The sequence below is a fragment of the Stenotrophomonas oahuensis genome, from assembly GCF_031834595.1.
GTDB lineage: Bacteria > Pseudomonadota > Gammaproteobacteria > Xanthomonadales > Xanthomonadaceae > Stenotrophomonas > Stenotrophomonas oahuensis.
In genome coordinates, this window is record NZ_CP115541.1 from 3,958,158 (window position 1) to 3,974,027 (window position 15,870).

Consider the following 15,870-nt stretch of genomic DNA (forward strand, 5'->3'; position numbering starts at 1 on the left):
TCCAGGCAAACCAAATGATACCCAGCACGACGAGTGCAAGAAGGTCCCGCCTTCTGAATCTTGCATGGCGCTGTATCTGGCAGGCAAGTGTTACGTCCCAGCCGGGCAAGCCCGGCTCTACGACCTACCGTGCCATGCCACCCATCGCGGGCTCTACCGCGTCTCGAGCCAGTGCCTGCTGACGTTGCTGATCCTGCTGCAGGCTGGTGTCCTGCCCTGCTCTGTCGATCTTCTGGTCGGAAACGGCCACCGGGGTCTGTTTGGCCTGCTCGATATCGAAGGGGATCCGGCGCTGGTCGTGCGCGTTGCTGCCGTTCTCGACCAGGAACGCGTAGCCCTTGGTGCCGATGACCACGGCGTCTACGTGAGACATGTCGCGGCTGTCCTTCATGCTGGCCAATGCGGAACGGCTGAACTGCTCACGTTCGGCGTCGCTGGCAAAACTGATCTGCCCGCCACGCTCGGCGATCTGAACCCCTTCTCGGATGCGCAGCAGTGACGAGTGGCTGGGATGCTCGGGCGAGTCCGGGCTGGGACGTGGCGGCGCTGTCCAGGCCATGTCGCGCTGCACGGCCTGCTGGACCAGGGCCTGCAGTTGCGCCCGCTCGACTGCATCAATCGGGATGGAACGGTACTCGAACTGCGACGCGAGCCTCTGATCGACCGGCTCGGAATCACGGCAGGGATCGACAATCTTGCAGTTGGCCAGCTCATCACGCAGATTGCGCTGACCATCGTTGTCCAGCTTCAGGCCGAACACGGCTGTGGCACCGCCGGCCTGATAGACGGTGATCGACGAAAGGTCCGTGGGCACGGGGCGCCTCTCGAACAGCGGGCGGTCGCTCAGCTGATTGAGGTAGTCGAAGGCTGCATTGCCGGTGAGGATTTCCAGCCCGGGCTCCTTGTTGCCGCCACCTACGTTGGAGTGACCGCCCGGCGCAGCCACGTTGATCGCGAGGCGATCTGGTGTGATGCCTGGATCGTTGATGGTCTGATGCGGGAACAGTTCCCGGCGCTCATCGGCGGCGAGAATGGAGACACGGGAGATGACGCTGGGTGGCAGGCGGGCGTCGTAGTTGGTTGGCATGTGGGTGGCGACGGGGTCCAGATGCAAGGTGGCCTGCACCGCCTGCCCCGGTGCCACCAGCGCGGGGAGCTTGCTCATGACGCTGATGTTGCCGTTGGTGTCCTTGCCAAACTCCAGGCTGGCGGGGTTGGCAATGCCGTACGCGTCAACGAGACGGGCAAGGCCCGCCACCTGCACGGCGCCGCGGCTGTAGCCGGCACTGACCAGTCTGATCTGTGCCTCAGGGTCGCCCTGCTTCCATTGCTGGGCCTGGTCTGCCAAAGCCCGGTAGGCTTCCTTGATGCCGTCGTCCCACGAGTAGGCAAATGCCCCATCCAGTGCACGTCCGATGGCATTCTGCTGGGTACCGATGCCTCGGGAGTAGTGCGTGCCGATGCGACTGTCTGGCTCGTTGGCCTTCTGCTCGACCTGCTTGAAGGCGACCCCGATCGTGGTCGGTTCGCCCAGTTTCGGATTGTTGAGATCCTGCCCGGTGCCATCCAGGAACGCATAGAACAGATATTCATGAGAATTGCTGCGATTCTGCAGCAACGGCACAGAGAGCTGTGCCATCTGCTCGCGCAGCGATTGTTGAAGCCGAAGATCTTCTGCGCTGGCGGGACGGCTTCCGGTGCTGGAGTTCAGCTCACCCATGGGGTCCTTCCTTTGGCTCAGTAGGTATACGTCTTGACCAGAACGGGGTCTCTACGCACCGCCGACAGCGGATTGCCCGGCATCTGCAGATGTCGGGTCGGAACGAACGCCTTCATGTAAACGCGTAGGGTGCGGTCATCCACTTCAAGCAGAATCGCGGGATTCACGCTGATCTGGCCGTTCGGCACTTCGGCCACCTCTTCCCGCGGCACGTAGTGCCGGACGAGTTCGTCGGCGAATATCTGACCGATATCAATCTCGGCCTCGTGCGAGCTGCCGTCCTTGGATGTCCATGCCACCTTGGCCGGCGGCGGGAAGTTGCGGATTCCTCCATGCCCGCCGTTCCAGTCCTTGAGATGATCGGGGCCATAGGAGGCTCCGGACGGCGCTGGCTTGTCGGATCCGTGATGCACGCCGTCGTAAACAACGTTGCAGGACACCGTGTCGAAGCAGCGCGCAGAGAATGTGTGCTTGTCGAAGCGCAGCGGCCATGCGGGAGCCTTCTCGTTCATCGCTGCCGCCTTGGCAGGATCGCCGGCCGGGGCCAGTTCTCCGCTTGTCAGCACCGGTGTCTCCGGGTAGGTATATCGCGCGTGTTCCATGGGCGCACTCTCCTGGATCTGTGTCGTTGCGGGTTCCGCGCTCCCGCTGGTAGCGCAGGCGGACAGGGCCAGACTGGTCACCGCAGCCATCTGCATGGGAAGTCTGCGCATGGGTGTTCCTCCCCGTGGTTCGGGCCCTGGCGGGCTGAATGGCTACCGACGTTATCACAGGTCGCGGACATGGACCGACAGGCAGAGTGTTAACTGCCAATCACGACGCATTGCATCCCAATCGGCGATGATGCGGATCTCGAGCTCGATAAGCAGGAGACTTCCGCATGATGCGTCGCACCTTCGACCGCTTCCGGCACACTCGCTTTTCCTACGCTGCGATGGCTATCGCAGTAGCGCTAGGCGTGGCCACAGGCGCTGCATCCGCGCGTGATGTCGGGGCACCCAGCTCCGCCTGGCAGACGCTGCAGGCCACCGGCAGCGCGCAGGAGCGTCACGAAAGCTCGGCTGTCGTCATCGGCGATCGCCTCTACGTGATGGGCGGTCGTGGCGATCGTGCGTTGCAGGCACTGGACTTGAGTACGCGCAAATGGAGCACCTTGGCGACGCCACCCCTGGAGGTGCATCACGCACAGGCGGTTGCGCATGCTGGGAAGTTGCTGATCATCACCGGATTCACCGGTGGATTCCCGGATGAGACGCCGCTTGCCAACGTACTGATCTACGACCCGAAGGTGGATCGCTGGACGGCCGGGGCGACCATTCCAGAAGCGCGCCGCCGTGGTGCAGCAGGTGTAGCGATTGAAGGGGATATCGCCTACGTGGTCGGTGGCAATGCCAAGGGTCACAACAACGGCTATGTCCGTTGGACCGACGCCTTCAACATCGCGACCGGCGAATGGAAGGAGCTCGCCGACGCGCCCAATGCGCGTGATCACTTCCACGCTGTGGCGATGGATGGTCGCGTCTATGCGGCTGCCGGGCGCGAATCCTCCCACAACACAGGCGAATCCTTCTCCAGAACGGTGAAGCCGGTGGACGTCTACGACATTGCCAGCAATACCTGGCGCACCCTGCCCTCGCCCATTCCGACCCCGCGCGCCGGGACTTCGGCAGTGGCGACTGCCGGCAAGGTGCTGGTGCTGGGGGGCGAAAGCGCCAGCCAGAAAGAGGCGCACGATGAAGTCGAGGCGCTCGACCCCGCGACCGGTATGTGGACCACCGTGGCGTCACTCAGACAGGGACGCCACGGATTCCAGGCCGGACAACACGGTGGTTCCGTGATCGTCGCAGCAGGCAGCGCCAACCGGGGCGGCGGGCCAGAGCTCAACAGTGTGGAGACGCTGCACGTCGAACTGGACTGACAAAGCCCGTCACTCTTCGTCAGGCGCTCGCGCCTGGAGGTGCACCACGCGCCTGCCATGCAGACGGGCATCCACCGAGATCGCACCCGGCCCCATCAATGCAAGGGCGATGAATACACACAGGTGTAAAGCCCAGACTTCCGCCAGTGGCAGCCGCAACAGCGAAAGGAGTGCAAACCCGCATGCAACAAGCGCGGCGACAGTGGTGACCAGACCGACCAGCAGTGCGAATGCAGTCAAGGATGCAAGCATGCACACCAGCAGCGCGGCCGCACCTGACAGCTGCATCGCCAGTACCGTGCTGATGAGTTCAAAAGTGCCCGCCAGGCGCAGGAACACCAAGCCGACGCCTGCGGTGCCGCCGGGGAATCTGTAAACGTATCCAGTCATGCGCCACGATAGCCCGAAAGGCAGGGGCGACAAGACTCGAAAGAAGGGTGCCAGCCTATCTGAACGGGGGTATGATCCGGCGGATGTGGCTGCCTTCGCGCCTAACGCTCTGTCTGTTTCTGCTGGTGTCTGCCTGTGCCCACGCCGGCCAGGGTGCCGGCATGAGTCGTTACGTGCATCAGCGTTGGCTGGAAGGCAATGACGCACCGGTGCCGGTGGTTTCGATAGCGCAGGGACGGGACGGTTTCATCTGGCTGGCAACGGGGGATGGCTTGTACCGGTTCGACGGCCTTCGGTTCGAGCGGATTGACGCCGAGGTGCCCCTGAAAAATGATGCGCCCAGTGCCCTGTTGGCCACCCGGTCCGGCGGCATATGGGTCGCCTTTGAAAGCTCGCATCGGTTCGGTGTGTACCGCAACGGCGCACTTCGTCTAATGAAGGGACCCCCTGCCCCGGACCGGGTGGTCAGCATGGCCGAGGGCAAGGATGGTGCAGTCTGGGCCCTGACGGCCAACTACAATGCGCAGGTGGTTCGGCTGAAGGACGGCGCAAGCCGCGTATTCGACGCGCGCGATGGCCTACCCGAAAGCAATGCGTCGCACCTGCTTGTGGCCGGCGACGGCACCCTGTGGGTAGCCGCCAGTGAAGGGGCTGCCTGGTTGCGGCCCGGTGAGGACCGATTCAAGGTTCTGAACGCGGGGTTGCCCACCCGGCTCTCGCGGGATGCGCAAGGAGCCATATGGGCGTCGGACCGCACGGGTACCTATGCGTTGCCGGCGGACCCCGACCGCAGCACGGTGGCCGCTTTTTCCCCGCGCTACCCCACGGACGAGCTGGATGTCCGCGGCATGCCGGTGTTCGACCGCAAGGGAAACCTGTGGGTGGTCACGCGCTATCAGGGCGTGCGCCGCTATCAGGCGGTGAGCAGCGAGTACCCATTGCAGGCTCCCGCAGAGACCCTCACCACCCAGGAGGGTTTGTCTTCCGACATCGTGCACGCCATCTTCGAAGACCGCGAAGGCAATGTCTGGATTGGCACGGAAGGCGGACTGGATCGACTGAGGGAAGCGGCCTTCGTCCGCGAGCCATCGCTGGCCTCCCCTGCCCGCTTTGGGGACAAGTTGCTCGCAGCCCATGACGGAACTGTGTACATCGGACAGGCGAACACCGTCTTCCGCGTACCTGCGCACGGGGTGCCCGAACCCATCATTGAGAACATCGTCGAGCCTGAAGCTCTGTGCGAATCTGCCCAGGGAAGCGTTTGGGTTGTTCTGCGCACCGAGGTGCTTGCCTGGTCAGAGCGGGCGCCGCTGCGGCGGCTGCAGCGTCCTGATCTGGAAGCCCGCCACAACATCGCCTATGACTGCGCCTTCGACGCCAAGGGCGGGTTCTGGCTGTCGTCCGCTGGCGGTGGCGTGCATGTGCTGCGCAAAGGACAGTGGCAGAAGGTGTTCGATGCTGGCAGCCATGCCGCGACCTACCCGACGACGCTGACGTCCACCCCCAATGGCGGCATTGCATTTCAGTCAGGCGAGCGGCTGATCCGGTATGAATCAGGTCGCATGTCAACAACACCCCTGCGCTTTGGCGGCAGCCCGCCGAAAGTGCTCACGCTGCAGACGACGGAAGGCCATCTATACGCGGCAGGTGCCTTTGGGCTGACCCGTCTGGACGATAAGGAGGGTGTCACCGCCTGGACCCCCGACATCACACCCGCCAGCCGGATCAATGGTTTGGCCCAGACGTCCGGAGGGGACATGTGGGTGACCTACCCGCGCATGCTGGCGCGGATATCCAAGGAGGAGCTGGAACAGGCGTTCGCGAAAGGGAGGCTCCAGCCTCCCGGCTTTTCGCTTGGCCGCGGCGACGGGCTGGCAAGCCGTGCCCATTCGCATTCACAGCGCGCCCTGGTCATGGGAGGAGATGGCCGGCTATGGATTGCCACCCAGACCGGCACGCTATGGCTGGATCCTGCCGCGTTGGAAAATAGCGACGTTGCCCCGGGGGTTTCGATCACCGCCTTGAGGGATGGGACGAACGTGCATCGAGACCCCGTCAGCGTCAAGCTCCCCGCCGCTACGTCCAAGGTCGAGATTGATTACGCGGTGCTGACCTTTTCCGACCCGCAGCGTGCCCAGGTGAAGTACCGCCTGCAGGGTTTCGATCAGGATTGGGTACATCCTGGGCAGCGGCGCCAGGCCTTCTACACCAACCTGACGCCGGGCAACTACCGCTTTGAGGTGATGGCGGCCAACAGCGATGGCGCCTGGACCCCGGCCGCCGCATCGTTGGATTTCGACATTCCGAAGACGTTCTTCCAAACCGGCTGGTTTCCGTTGCTGTGCCTTGCGGCGACGCTTCTTGTTCTGTACGCACTGCATCGCCTGCATCTGCGGCAGACGTCGAATCAGATACGCACCCGGCTTGAAGAACGCAACGCCGAGCGGGAACGCATCGCGCGTGAACTTCATGACACGCTGCTGCAGGGTGTCATGGGCCTTGTGCTGCGCTTCCAGGCGGTGGCCAATACGATGCCCAGGGAAACGCCGGTCGCCCGAAAGCTGGATTCCGCGCTCGTGGCGGCAGACGCGGTTGTGACCGAGGCGCGAAACAGCGTCCACGATCTGCGGGGCGCGGACGAAGGTGAGGACCTGCTTACCACGCTCAAGCGCATCGCGGCTGAAACAGCGTTTTCCCCGCCGGTGTCGGTTCGCCTGCTGATTGAAGGGCGGCCTCGCCGGCTGCATCCGCTGGTGGCTGAGGAGATCGCCAAGATCGTCAAAGAAGGCCTGTTGAACATCGCGCATCACGCCCAGGCCAGCGAAGTTGAGATCGCCGTTGACTATGCGTCCCGCCATCTGGCCGTCAGGTTGCGCGACGATGGCGTCGGCATTCCCGAGGACGTGCTTGAGCAGGGCCGCAAAGCGGGCCACTTTGGGCTGGTCGGCATGCGCGAGCGCGCGGAGCGGATCGGCGGCATCCTCAACATCATCAGTGTGCGCGGAGATGGCGTCGAACTGACGCTGCTGCTTCCGGGGAAGCTCGCCTATGGCGAACGCCATGCACGCAAAGCTGGCTGGTGGAAACGAATTTTTGGGAGAGAATCCAATGACTGAAAACAACGTACGCGTGCTGGTGGTGGATGACCACCCGGTACTGCGAGCTGGCGTGTGTGCCCTGTTTGAGGATCGCACCGATATCACGATTGTCGGTGAGGCTGACAACGGCCAAGACGCCCTTGTCCAGTTCCGGCTACTGAAGCCGGATGTGGTGCTGATGGATCTTCAGATGCCGGGCAGCAACGGGCTGGAAGGCATAACCGCCATCCGCGCGGAGTTTCCTGATGCGCGCATCATCGTGTTGACGACCTATCAGGGCGATGCTTCCGCCGTGGCCGCGCTCAAGGCCGGCGCGATGGGCTACCTGCTCAAGAGCGGCCTGCGGACGGAACTGGCAGATGCGGTACTGAACGTGTCCCGAGGCAAGCGCCATGTGCACAGAGAGGTCGCCGATGAGATCGCGCTGCATGTGGGTGATGGCATGCTTACCGATCGGGAGGTCGCCATTCTGAGGCTGGTGGCCAATGGAAAAGCCAACAAGCAGATCGGGTCTGAGTTGAATCTGACCGAGGCAACCGTCAAGGGACATCTGAAGAGCATCTTTGCCAAGCTGGGCGTGGCCGACCGCACCCATGCCGTCACGATAGCGGCACGGCGCGGCATCATCGACCTGTGACCGGCGTCAACTGGAACGGCGTATGGCATCCAGTGCATGGCGGCCGGGCCCGGTCGCGAGCAGTAGCAGGCTTCCGCCGGCGATGGACAGGTTCTTGTAGAAGTTGACGGTATCGGCGTACTGCTGTGCACCTTCGGTCGCCCAGTATGGGTGGCCGATCAGGGCGGCCACCAACGCGTAGATCGCAAGCAGGCATGCGACCGGCCGGGTCCACAGACCCACCACGAGTGCTGCGCCTGCGCCGAGCTCGATCACGGCGGCTGCCATGGCGGCCAGCTCGCTGGCCGGGACGCCGAGCTGATCCATATAGGCAGTTGTGCCCGATATGTCCATCAGCTTGTTCCAGCCGAACAGCAGGAACAAGGCGGCCAGCAGCAGACGTGCGAGCAGAATCACGGCATCTTCCGCCTTGCCGAGACCGCGATTGGGCGCAATCCATTCGGTATTCATGTCAGTGTCCGTGTTGGATGGGGGTGGTGAGTACGGTGTCTGTCTTGTCCACGACGAAGACCGCCAGCAGGCTGGCCGGCTCGGTCTTGCTTGCATTGGCACTGACGTCGTGGCGATCGCCGGGTAGCTCGGTAAAGTTCTGACCCTTGGTGAAGGTGCGCAGCGGCCCGCCGTTGAGTTGATTCAGAACCGCGCCCTCCAGGACGGTGGCGTAGATCAATGCGGACTTGGCATGGTAATGCGGCGCATTGACCCCGCCCGGCTCGTACTCCACCAGGATGCCGCGCACGACCTTGTCTGGCAGGCCGGGCACTTCGTGCTCGTAGACCTGGGTGACTTTGGTTCCTTTGTATTCCTGCGCTGCTGCAGATGCGCAGAGGAACGCAGATAGGATCCCCGCAAACGCAAGGTTCAAACGAGTGACGACAGCTCGCTTTCTATTCATCTTAGTATCCTGAAGGGTGGGCGCAGGCGGACGCTGTGCCGCAGGGGGAAACGCGCGACAGCCTGAGCGCGTATCGGCGCGGCGTCGTACCAGAGATGCGTCGGAATACCTTGTTGAAGTGGGCCTGGTCGCAGAACCCCAGTTCGGTAGCGAGACCCGCGAGTGGGACCGCCGGATCCCGCTCCAATGCGGAACGGGCGGCTTCAATGCGCCGACGCGCTATGTACTCCACGAAGGTCATGCCCATCGACATCGTAAAGCAGCGTGAGAAGTGGTATCGACTTACGCACGCGGCGTTGGCCACATCGTCCAGGCGTAGTGGAACAAAGAGGTGGTCGTCGATGTAGTGCTGCGCTCGAGCAAGCGCACCGGTCCTCAGCCCTGGGGCGGTGCGGATTGCCATGGAGGGTGCCGCTGCAGGCGTGCGGTGGCTGTGTTCCAAAGTGCTGGACATGGGTCATTCCCAGGCGTTGGACAAGGGTCAAGATGGACTGCCTGATCAGAATGGTCGTGCCGCACCGATTGCGAATCCCCCAATGGCGCTACTGCAGGCGTCTCGTTCGGAGGGTTGGCGACCCCGCCATTTGGGCGGCGGCGCCAGACACCGAGCTTACTTGCCGGGGATGTCAACGCCCTCCCAGCGAGCGCTCAGCTCCCAGACCATAGGCCTGCATGCGGTCGTAGGGGCGCTGGTGGTAGTCAATGTCATCGAAATCAATGTCACTCAGCATGTGGCCGCGAGACGAGAGCACCACCACACGGGCACCGCGCGCGGCGACCAGCGCGGGCCAGAGCCGGCAGACAAGGCGGAAGTGGCCAAGATGGTTGGTTGCAAACTGTCCTTCGTGCCCCTGTACGTCACGGAACAGCGGTGGTGCCATGATGCCTGCGCTGAGCACCAGCAGATGAAAGGGTTCGCGCCGCGCAAGGATGGCGGCGGCGAACGCATCAATGGAAGCGCTGTCCAGCAGATCGAGCGGCATTACCTCTGCCGACGGCACCTCAGCGAGCACATTGGCAGCAGCGCGCTCATTGCGGGCAGGGACAATCACATGTGCACCCCTTGATGCGAGAACACGTGTGGTCTCCAGTCCCAATCCGGAGGCACCACCCGTGATGATGGCAAGGGTGCCAGAACAGTCGATACCTTCGGCGACTTCCTCGGCGCGACTTGCAGCACCGAAACGTGTGCCCAAGGGGTGTTGTTGTGTGCTGTGGTTGCTCATGGGAGGCTCCTCGTTGAAGCACACAGGATGTCAATGAGCGCGCCTTAGCCCAGGCAGCGGTGTCCACCGGATTGGATGCGCGCGGGGCCTGGGCCTTGAGCGTGTCACCTGCACAGGTGCTGAAGTGCAATGTGTCACGAACCGGGCAATGCTGCCTGGATGCGGGCGGCACGCAGTGGCTGCTTGAGGCGGGCGATTGCTTCCTTGTTGCGCCCGGTCAGGTGTTTGTTCTGGTCTCGGATCTGTCACTGCCGACGATTCCAGCCGAGCAGGTGTTCGCCGGTTCTGGCGCTTCCCCGTTTGCCAGACTCGATGGTGGTGCGGGCGCTGACTTCCGAAGCCTGGGCGGGCGAATGGAGCTTCCCGCTGCCGCCGAATTGTTGATCTCGGCACTGCCGTTCGTCGCGGTTCTGCGATCGGACAGCCAGGCGGCCCAGCGCATCCGCTGGCTGTTGGATCGGCTCGAAGAGGAATCCAACCAGGTATCACCCGGTCGCGCAGCGGTGTCATCGGCGCTCATGCAATTGGTGTTCATCGAACTCTTTCGCGGGCTTCCCGATGTCCAGACAAGAGGCTGGTTGGCGGCGTTGGCCGATCCCCGCCTGGGGCCCGCCTTGCAGGCCATCCATCGTGAGCCAGGCAGATCGTGGAAAGTGACCGATCTGGCGGACGTCGCCAGCTTGTCCCGATCACGCTTCGCACGCCGGTTTCATGATGTGGTCGGGCGCTCGCCCATGGACTATGTGCTGCACTGGCGCATGGCGCTTGCAACGCGTCGGCTTGCCGAGCCCGGCAGTACCGTCGCCGAAGTAGCGGAAGAATTGGGATACAGCTCTGAAAGCGCATTTGGTGCAGCGTACCGGCGCGCTACAGGCCATTCGCCACGCGGCCAGCGCATTTCGCGCTGACGGTCGCGCAAACAATTTCTATTTCCGCTGCATCTGCCGGCGGATAGTCGCCCTGTCACCACGAACAGGGCCTATGCCATGAGCGATGTAAATGATCCGGAACTCGCCAATCCTGGGCGCCGCGACGTGATGGCGCTCGGTGCTGGCATTGCGACCTTGATGATGGTCGGCGCGCTGCCGTTCTTCTCTGCTGCCTCCCCCGGCGCTCCCTCCCCCACGATTGGAGACGATGTCATGTCAAGTGTCACCACGAAAGACGGTGTGGAAATCTTCTACAAGGACTGGGGCCCGCGCTCCGGCCAGCCCATCGTGTTCCATCACGGCTGGCCGCTGAGCAGCGACGAGTGGGACACCCAGATGCTGTTCTTCATCAGTCACGGCTATCGGGCCATCGCCCATGACCGCCGCGGGCATGGGCGGTCTTCGCAGGTGAATGAGGGCCATGACATGGACCATTACGCCGACGATACGCTGGCGGTGGTGGAACACCTGGATCTGCGCAATGCGGTTCACGTCGGGCATTCCACAGGCGGGGGCGAGGCGCTTCACTATGTCGCGCGGCATGGCCAGAAGCAGGGGCGCGTCGCGAAGCTGGTGCTTATCGGCGCGGTTCCGCCTACCATGCTAAAAAGCGCCGCCTATCCCGGCGGTCTACCCATGGAAGTATTCGATGGGTTCCGCAGTGCCTTGGCCGCCAACCGTGCACAGTATTACGTTGATCTTCCTGCTGGGCCCTTCTACGGCTTCAACCGCCCGGGCTCAAAGACCATTCCCGGCGTGGTGCAGAACTGGTGGCGCCAAGGCATGGCCGGCGGGGCCAAGGCGCATTACGACGGAATCAAGGCATTCTCGGAAACGGACTTCACTGAAGACCTGAAATCCGTGACCGTGCCGGCCTTCGTCATGCACGGCGACGACGACCAGGTTGTCCCGATCGGCAACTCGGCACCGCTGTCGGCCAAGCTCCTGAAGAACGCGAAGCTGAAGATCTACCCGGGCTATCCGCATGGGATGTGCATGACCCATGCGGACGTCGTCAATGCGGATCTGCTCGCGTTCATCAAGAGCTGAGCTGGAGCAGGCGCTACTTTGCTGCTGGAATCTTGATCGCCTTGACGTTGACGAACTCCTTCAATCCCTCCGGCCCGTGCTCGCGCCCGTAGCCGGAGGCCTTCACGCCACCGAAGGGCATGCTCGGGGACGCGACGTCGAAGCTGTTGATGCAGACCATGCCGGTGTCAAAGTACTTGGTCGCCAGTTCGCGGGCACGCTTCACATCGCGACTGAAGATGCCTCCGCCCAATCCGTAGCGGCTGTCATTGGCGATACGCATGGCGTCTTCATCGTCCTTGGCGCGGATGATGGCAGCGGCCGGCCCGAACAGCTCAACCGCGTAGGCGACCTGGCCCGGGGCCACATCCGCCAGTACCGTGGCCGGGTAGAACCAGCCGGTGCGATCCGGCACTTCGCCACCGACCAGCAGGCGTGCATCCTGCGAGACGCTCTTGCTGACCTGCTCGTGCAACTTGTCTCGCTGCGCTTCAGAGACCATGGGTCCGAGTTGGGTGTCTTCGGCGTTCGGGTCGCCGATCTTGATGGCTTCGAATTTCTTCGCGTAGGCGGCGACGAACGCGTCGTAGTTCTTCCCGGTAACGATGAAGCGCTTGGCGTTGACGCATGTCTGGCCGTTGTTGAACAGGCGGCCCTTGACGCAGGTGTCCACGGCCAACTCCAGGTCTGCATCGTCGAGCACCAGGTAAGCGTCATTGGAGCCCAGTTCCAACACGGTTTTCTTCAGCGCCTCTGCTGCCTTGGTGGCCACGGTGCGCCCTGCGGCCTCGCTGCCGGTGAGGGTGACGGCACGCACAAGGTTGTTCTCCACGATGGCGTTGGACTGGTCGTGGCTGATCAGCAGCACCCCGAACAGGCCCTTGGGGAGCCCGGCACTTTCATAGATGTCACGCAGCAGCAGGCCGCTGCCAGTGCAGCTTTCGGCATGCTTGAGCAGTACGCCATTACCGGCCATCAGGCTGGCAATCGAGTAACGGATGGCCTGATAGGCGGGGAAGTTCCATGGCTGGATGCCGTAGACCACGCCAATGGGGGAATGAGTGACGATGCCGCTGGCACCTTCCACCTTTCGTTCTTCATCAGCCAGCACCGTTGGTCCCTGCTGGGCGGTGTAGTCGCAGATGGCGGCACACAGGTCGATCTCGGTGCGGCTGTCCTTGATCAGTTTGCCAACCTCGTTGGTCATGAGCTGGGCGAACTCTTCCTTGCGGTCACGCAGCGCCTTGGCGATCGCGGCGACAACCTTGGCGCGCTCATCCAGGCTGCGCAGGCGCCACTGCAGGTAGGCTTCGTGACTGGCCTTGACCACGGCAGTGGCTTCTTCATCAGACATGTAGTCATACGTGGCCAGCACCTCCTCTGTCAGCGGGTTGATGGTGGTGAGCTGCTTCTTTGACATGAACAAAATCCTTCGCTTTGGGGGGAGAGGTAGGAGCGCGGCAGGCGCTACAGATGGGCTTTGCGGTGGCGCTCCAGCGTCGGCTCCACGTCTGTCAGGGCGCGTAGCACTTCGCGTTGCCAGTCACCCGGCTGCAGCCGACGCACCGCCGAGTGGGCGGCGCACACGGCCGGGGTGTCGGCCCATCGAGCGGCCAAGGCTCGTGCCCAGCTGGCGAATGCATCGGCTGCTTCTGGAGTAGGCTTGAGCGCCTTGCCTAGCATGGGATGGAACTTCAGCCGCGACTGCGGCAGCAGCTTCCCCAGCCAGCCGGGAGCCGCCAGCACGTTCAGGGTGTCATCCACATGCACGATGCCGGTGCGGCGATGGCGGACCAGCACCGAGGCGGCGTGGACCTTGTCGTCAGATGTGACCAGATCCAGCCCGTCGGGAGTCGAGAAGTCCAGGTCTTCACGAAACTGCTGCTGGGTAGCGGGATCCTCAATCACGGCGGGGTCCCATCGCACCGTCGGAGCGTGTTGTTGATGCCGACGCGTGCCGATCATCCGCGCCCGTGGCAGCAGCTGGTGCATGCTGTAGCAGTGCAGGGTGTGGAACGGGTGCACGTTGATGATGGCTTCAACCAGATCACCGTTGCCTGTTTGTGCCAGCAGGCGGGCGCGGTCATCCTCGTCTACCGCGTAGCTGTCGATCAGCAGATAGCGACCGTTTGCGCGGCGGATCAGCGACATCTGCGTGCCGACATCGAGGACGCCGGCAATGCGATGATGGCCGCGGAAGTTCCAGAAGTCTTCGGCCAGTTGTTGCATGGGAATTGAGATTCCAGCGTGGGGGCTGAGGCATTCGATGATCGGCCTCTGCCGGTTCCCACGTTGTGAATTCTGTGGCGCTGCGTCTCACTTGGGTTTCACCGCATCAGTGCCCTGTCGGGCACCGGGCCACGCACAGCTTGCGTTAGAGTGGGTCTTCGATCTGCTCTGCCCTCGCCTATGCCCACCTGGTTACGACACATTTCCACCCTTCTCATCGCCGCGCTTGCGACTGCCACGGTCGCCAGCGTGCTGCAGACACAGATCAATCTTTACTCGATCACGCAGTTGGGCGTGCCGGTCACCATGATGGAGCGAGCCGAGGTGACCGCGGAGGACCTTGCGCGGTTCGGGCCGGTGATGTTCGGCTTTGCGCTGGCGGCGGGCGTGCTGGCATCCATGCTGCAACCCTGTCTGCGGCGCTTGCGGCTGGGGGCCCTGCCCTGCGTGTTGTTCGCTGGTTTGCTGGGGCTGTGGATCGTACTCGCACTGCTGCGCAGCGTAATCCCAATGCCGGCGATTGCCGCAACCCGCGCGATGTCCGGTTTGGCGCTGATGAGTCTGTGCGGGCTGGTGGGCGGGTATGTGAGTTATACACTTTCCTCGCGCATGTCGCGCCCCTCCTCCGCGGGCGCGTGGGCCTACCTGGTGCCAGTGGCTGCACTGCTTCTGCCGGCGGGCTCGTTCCTGATGATGCGCCCAGTGCCGCAACAGCCTGTGCCGCCTGCGGGAACGGGGTATTCAGTCACGACTATTGCAAAGAACCTGCAATGGCCCTGGTCGATGGCGGAACTGCCTGACGGCCAATTGATCGTCACGGAAATGGCTGGCCGACTGAAGCTGATCGACCGCGCGGGCCTCACGAAAGAGGTCAACACCGTGCAGGTGCCTGCACCCTATCAGCGTGAGCGCGTGATTGGACGGATGGAGGTCGCGCTTTCTCCAGATTTCCAGAATGACCGCTACATCTATCTGACACATGGCTATCGCGACGCACGCGGAGCAGGAGTACTGCTGCTTCGTGGCGTGCTGACCGAGGCTGCTGGCGAATGGTCAGTAGGTCAGGTCAAGATCCTGTTTGAATCCACACCCAAGGCCAGCGATGGCAACAACGGGGGCCGTCTGGCGTTTCTGGACGCCAACACGCTGTTGATGACCGTGGGCGACGGCAGCGAACGACGGGAGGAGGCGCAGAGCCCGGGTAACTCTCTGGGCAAAGTGATGCGCATTGATCTTTCCCCTGCAGCAGGTCGCGCCGTCGTGCACACCTCCGGCCACCGTAACCCGCAGGGCATCGTGCGTGATCCGGTCACCGGGGCGGTGTATGTGAGCGAGCACGGACCGCGTGGCGGTGATGAACTCAACCGGCTGCGGCCGGGTGGCAACTACGGTTGGCCCATCGTCAGTCACGGAATTGACTACCCATTCGCACGAGTAAGTCCGTTCACCCGACTCGATGGTTTCGAGGATCCGGAGCTGGTCTGGTCGCCCTCTATCGCGCCCTCAGGCTTGGCGGTGTATCAAGGCGAACTGTTCAAGAGCTGGCAGGGAGACTTCTTGGTGCCCGCCTTGCGCGAGCGTGGCATCCGCCGGCTCGTCCGCGAAGGTGGCCGTGTCGTGCGTCAGGAGCTGGTTCTTGGTGAGCTGGGCGAGCGCATCCGTGATGTCAAAGTGGCGACGGATGGTTCGATCTACGTGCTGACGGACGGGGTGGACGGGAGGCTGCTTAGATTGGCACCGACTGCGGAAGTTGAATCCGGCTAGCATCAATTCGTCGGAAGCAACCCATCGCTTGGATC

General features: G+C 63.0%; 15 protein-coding genes. 6 read left to right on the plus strand and 9 right to left on the minus strand.

The features are described from left to right. Positions 1–124 precede the first annotated feature (124 nt). Together PDM29_RS17635 and PDM29_RS17640 are read right to left on the minus strand one after the other, a co-directional pair. Complete coding sequence (locus tag PDM29_RS17635; protein ID WP_311191345.1) at positions 125–1,720, minus strand: DUF2235 domain-containing protein; 1,596 nt, start codon at positions 1,718–1,720, stop codon at positions 125–127. Positions 1,721–1,737: 17 nt separating this feature from the next. Then, positions 1,738–2,433, minus strand: coding sequence for a hypothetical protein (locus PDM29_RS17640; RefSeq protein WP_311191346.1), 696 nt, complete (start codon positions 2,431–2,433; stop codon positions 1,738–1,740). A gap of 170 nt (positions 2,434–2,603) precedes the next feature. Here PDM29_RS17640 and PDM29_RS17645 point away from each other — a divergent pair, with 170 nt between their 5' ends. Next, positions 2,604–3,638, plus strand: a complete 1,035-nt coding sequence (locus PDM29_RS17645; protein ID WP_425508761.1) for a Kelch repeat-containing protein — start codon at positions 2,604–2,606, stop codon at positions 3,636–3,638. Positions 3,639–3,647: 9 nt separating this feature from the next. On the opposite strand, the gene PDM29_RS17650 is transcribed toward PDM29_RS17645, so the two are convergent. Next, positions 3,648–3,977, minus strand: a complete 330-nt coding sequence (locus tag PDM29_RS17650) for a hypothetical protein (RefSeq protein WP_311191348.1) — start codon at positions 3,975–3,977, stop codon at positions 3,648–3,650. Positions 3,978–4,189: 212 nt separating this feature from the next. On the opposite strand from PDM29_RS17650, the gene PDM29_RS17655 reads away from it, so the two are divergent. Both PDM29_RS17655 and PDM29_RS17660 read left to right on the plus strand, forming a co-directional pair. Then, positions 4,190–7,144: a sensor histidine kinase gene (locus PDM29_RS17655; protein ID WP_311191349.1), complete on the plus strand. Its 2,955-nt coding sequence runs from the start codon at positions 4,190–4,192 to the stop codon at positions 7,142–7,144. Further along, positions 7,137–7,763 carry a response regulator gene (locus tag PDM29_RS17660; protein ID WP_311191350.1) on the plus strand — a complete coding sequence of 209 codons (627 nt, stop codon included), beginning with the start codon at positions 7,137–7,139 and terminating at the stop codon, positions 7,761–7,763. The genes PDM29_RS17655 and PDM29_RS17660 overlap by 8 nt, the downstream gene beginning before the upstream one ends. 6 nt (positions 7,764–7,769) lie before the next feature. On the opposite strand, the gene PDM29_RS17665 is transcribed toward PDM29_RS17660, so the two are convergent. From PDM29_RS17665 to PDM29_RS17675, 4 genes are all read right to left on the minus strand, one after another. Continuing rightward, complete coding sequence (locus PDM29_RS17665; protein WP_311191351.1) at positions 7,770–8,213, minus strand: DoxX family protein; 444 nt, start codon at positions 8,211–8,213, stop codon at positions 7,770–7,772. Position 8,214: 1 nt separating this feature from the next. After that, positions 8,215–8,658: a cupin domain-containing protein gene (locus tag PDM29_RS17670; RefSeq protein WP_311191352.1), complete on the minus strand. Its 444-nt coding sequence runs from the start codon at positions 8,656–8,658 to the stop codon at positions 8,215–8,217. A 1-nt stretch (position 8,659) separates the two neighbouring features. After that, a complete protein-coding gene (locus PDM29_RS21100) occupies positions 8,660–9,112 on the minus strand; it encodes a helix-turn-helix transcriptional regulator (RefSeq protein ID WP_425508687.1) in 453 nt (150 codons plus the stop codon). Between the two features lie 172 nt (positions 9,113–9,284). Continuing rightward, a complete protein-coding gene (locus PDM29_RS17675; RefSeq protein WP_311191353.1) occupies positions 9,285–9,884 on the minus strand; it encodes an SDR family NAD(P)-dependent oxidoreductase in 600 nt (199 codons plus the stop codon). Between the two features lie 59 nt (positions 9,885–9,943). Between PDM29_RS17675 and PDM29_RS17680 the strand changes: the two genes are divergently transcribed. Together PDM29_RS17680 and PDM29_RS17685 are read left to right on the plus strand one after the other, a co-directional pair. Continuing rightward, complete coding sequence (locus tag PDM29_RS17680) at positions 9,944–10,792, plus strand: helix-turn-helix transcriptional regulator (RefSeq protein ID WP_311191354.1); 849 nt, start codon at positions 9,944–9,946, stop codon at positions 10,790–10,792. A gap of 234 nt (positions 10,793–11,026) precedes the next feature. Further along, positions 11,027–11,863: an alpha/beta fold hydrolase gene (locus PDM29_RS17685; RefSeq protein WP_311193824.1), complete on the plus strand. Its 837-nt coding sequence runs from the start codon at positions 11,027–11,029 to the stop codon at positions 11,861–11,863. Positions 11,864–11,876: 13 nt separating this feature from the next. Here PDM29_RS17685 and PDM29_RS17690 read toward each other — a convergent pair whose 3' ends face one another. Beyond that, positions 11,877–13,262, minus strand: a complete 1,386-nt coding sequence (locus tag PDM29_RS17690) for an NAD-dependent succinate-semialdehyde dehydrogenase (protein WP_311191355.1) — start codon at positions 13,260–13,262, stop codon at positions 11,877–11,879. A 47-nt stretch (positions 13,263–13,309) separates the two neighbouring features. After that, complete coding sequence (locus PDM29_RS17695; RefSeq protein ID WP_311191356.1) at positions 13,310–14,071, minus strand: hypothetical protein; 762 nt, start codon at positions 14,069–14,071, stop codon at positions 13,310–13,312. A 180-nt stretch (positions 14,072–14,251) separates the two neighbouring features. On the opposite strand from PDM29_RS17695, the gene PDM29_RS17700 reads away from it, so the two are divergent. After that, on the plus strand, positions 14,252–15,835 hold the full coding sequence (locus PDM29_RS17700) for a PQQ-dependent sugar dehydrogenase (RefSeq protein ID WP_311191357.1): 1,584 nt from the start codon (positions 14,252–14,254) through the stop codon (positions 15,833–15,835). The last annotated feature ends 35 nt before the right edge of the window (positions 15,836–15,870 follow it).